Annotated in this window: 1 protein-coding gene; it reads right to left on the reverse strand. The window is 78.4% G+C overall.

What is annotated here, in order from left to right; all coding sequences use genetic code 11:
- Nucleotides 1-2: 2 nt before the first annotated feature.
- A partial coding sequence (locus ACFU6K_RS35385; protein WP_380670186.1) for a S8 family serine peptidase occupies nucleotides 3-3,042 on the reverse strand: 3,040 nt, incomplete at its 5' end.

Consider the following 3,042-nt stretch of genomic DNA (forward strand, 5'->3'; position numbering starts at 1 on the left):
GGTCAGGGCAGGTCGACCACCTGGGCCCGCCGCCCGGCCGGGTTGCGGTGGTACAGCAGCAGGAGCCGCGAGGTGTCGCCCGCCGCCCGCCGCACGTCCAGGACGGCGCCCGGGCCCGCCGGGGCCAGCACGGCGGGCGGCCCGGTGAGGCCGGCCCGCGCGGTGAGTGCCGGCCGCAGGACGTCCAGCGGGACGGACGGGCTGCCGCCGTTCAGTCCGACGGCGGAGAGCGCCTCGGCCACGTCCGGTGTCCCGCCCCCGGCGTAGCCGGTCCAGACGCCGTAGCGGACGGTGCTGTGCCCGGGCGCGACGCCGGGCAGGGCGCTCAGCCGGACGGGCAGCACCAGGACGTCGCTGTCCAGCAGCCCGGTGTCGGTGTCGCCCCAGTGGGCGTTGAGCGGCTGGACGTCCAGTTCGGCCCCGGTGCGGGCGTCCAGGGCGCGGGAGACCAGGACATCGCCGCCGCGCAGCCGGTCGGCCTTGAGGATGACGTCGGTGCTGCCGTCCCCGTCGGTGTCCAGCGCCACCCGGACCCCGTACAGCCCCACCGGGGTGGCCGCGGGCGCCCACAACTGCGCGCCCACGTACAGCAGTTCGGAGTCGACGGCGGCGCCGGCGGCGCGCAGGTCGGCGGCCCGCTCGCCGGGGTGCTCGACGCAGACCTCCTCCGCCGGGTCCGGCTCCTTCCCGGCGTCCTTCGGCCGCAGTCCCGCGCCCGGCGCGACCGCCGTGCCGCTGCCGCCGGGCGGGCAGTCGGGCCAGCGGTCCCCCTCGCCGCCGAGGGCGAAGGCGCTGACCAGCCCGGGCTGTTCGCCGGGGGCGGCGCGGCCGCCGAGGGTGACCAGGGTGCCGTCCCGGGCGGTGCGGACGGTGGCCGCCGCCGTGAGGTCGCCGGTCGGGCGCGGGGCGGCCAGCACCGGGATCCGCAGCTGCGGCAGCGTGTCGTCCCCGACCGGGGTGAGCAGCACCCGGCCGGACAGCTCGCCCCGGTAGCTGCGGGCCCGGCCGCCCTGCACGGTGTCGATGGTCGGGTCGGGCGCGCGCCCCAGCTCCCCCGGCACGGACAGGGTGACCCGTACCCGCGCGGTGCCGCCCGCCGGGACGTCCACCCGGGCCGGTGCCACCTGATAGGAGGCGCCGGGCAGCCGGGTGGCGGCCGCGTACGAGGTGCGGTACGCGAGCGGCGCGCCCGAGGTGTTGCGCACCTCGATCTCCCGGGTCGCCGCCGTCGGCCCGCCGACCTCGACCGGCCCGAAGGAGACCCCGACGCCGCCCTCCACGGCGCCCTCCCCCGCCGCGTAGGCGACGGCGGGCGTGCGGACCGCCCGGTCCACCCGGACCCGCCCGGCCCCGGTGCGCTCGGGGCCGTAGACCGGCCCGCTGCGGTCGTCGCCGAGGAAGGTGTCCTCGGTGGTGTTCATCAGCGCGGCCTTGACCCGGTCGACCGGCCAGTCCGGGTGCGCGGCGCGGACCAGCGCGGCGAGCCCGGCCACGTGCGGGGCGGCCATCGAGGTGCCGCTCTCGCGCTGGCCGCCCGCACCGCTGCCGACCAGGCTGGACCAGATGCCCTCGCCGGGGGCGGCCAGGTCGGGCTTGACCACGCCCGGCACGCCGATGCCGCGCGAGCTGAAGTCGGTCATGGTGTCGACCCGGGCCGGCTGGTCCTGGGCGACGGAGCCGTGCAGCGGGTTGCCGGGAGCGGCGAGCCGGACCGTCACCGGCCCGGCGGCCGCGGCCTGCCGCAGCCGCTCGCCGTCGGCGCGGGCCAGCAGCACGGCCGGGATCCGGTCGTCGCCGGAGATCTCGGCGAGATGGTCGGAGTCGGCGGCGTACAGCGCACCGATCGCGCCCGCGTCGGCGGCGTGGTCGGCGCGCGGGCCGGAGTTGCAGGCCCGGTCCGCTTCCCGGGTGTGCCAGGCGAGCAGCGCGATCCGCCCCTTCAGCCGCTGCCGGTCGGCCTCGCCGAACTCGGTGCAGCCGTCCGACTGGTCGACGGGCAGGGCGAGTTCGCCGCTGACGTCGGCGGTGGACCAGCCCTGGTAGCGCTCGCTCCAGTGCGCCGGGACGACCCCGGCCTGGGCGGCGGGGGCGAGCACGGTGATGCCGTCCACGTCGGCGTGGCCGTGCACCGAGGCGGCGACGGTGATCGCCCGGGCGGCGGTGCCGGGGCTGCCGCCGATGCCGTACACGTCGCCGTCGTTGCCCGCCGCCGCGATCACGACGGTGCCCAGCTCGGCGAGCCGGTCGGCGGCCAGGGCGTCGGTGTCGTCGGTGCTGCCGAAGTGGCTGCCGAGCGAGAGGTTGACGACGTCCAGCCGGTCGCTCAGGTCGCCGTCGCCGTTCGGGTCGGCGGCCAGGTCGAGCGCCTCGGTGACCCGGTCGGTGGAGCCGTCGCAGCCGAACACCCGGATCGCGTACAGCTGCGCGCCCGGGGCGGTGCCGGGGCCGATCCGGAAGCCGGCCGGGTCCAGCCCGGGCCCGTACGGACCGGTGTACGGGTGGCCGTCCGCGGTGACGCCGTACCCGGCCGCGGTGCCGGCCACGTGGGTGCCGTGCCCGTTGCGCACGCAGTCGATCGGGTTGTCGCCGGGGTGCGGCACCGGCTGGTGGTGCGGGGAGGCCGGGTCCGGGTCGTAGTCGTCGCCGACCAGGTCCTTGCCGCCGACCACCTTGGCGTTGGGGAACAGCGCGGGCGGCGCGGGCTTTCCGCGTTCGACCGAGCGGAACGCCTCCTCGGTGCCGGGGCCGCCGAAGTCGGCGTGGGTGTAGTCGATGCCGCTGTCGATGATCCCGATCCGCATGCCCCGGCCGGTGCCGGCCGCCTGGTCGCCGGCCCAGACCTGCGGGGCGCCGGTCAGCGGGACGGAGTGGGCGTTGTCACGCCGCTTGGCGACGATCGGGTGGACGGCCCGGACACCCGGCAGCGCCCGCAGCGCGGGCAGCCGGTCGGCGGGCGCGCTGACCGCGAGGCCGGCGAGCACGGTGCGGGTGCGGTAGAGCTCGCGGGCGGCGGGTGCCGTCCGGTGGACGGCGCCAGCGCGC

This window comes from Kitasatospora sp. NPDC057512 (assembly GCF_042802135.1).
In the GTDB taxonomy this organism is placed as follows: Bacteria; Actinomycetota; Actinomycetes; order Streptomycetales; family Streptomycetaceae; genus Kitasatospora.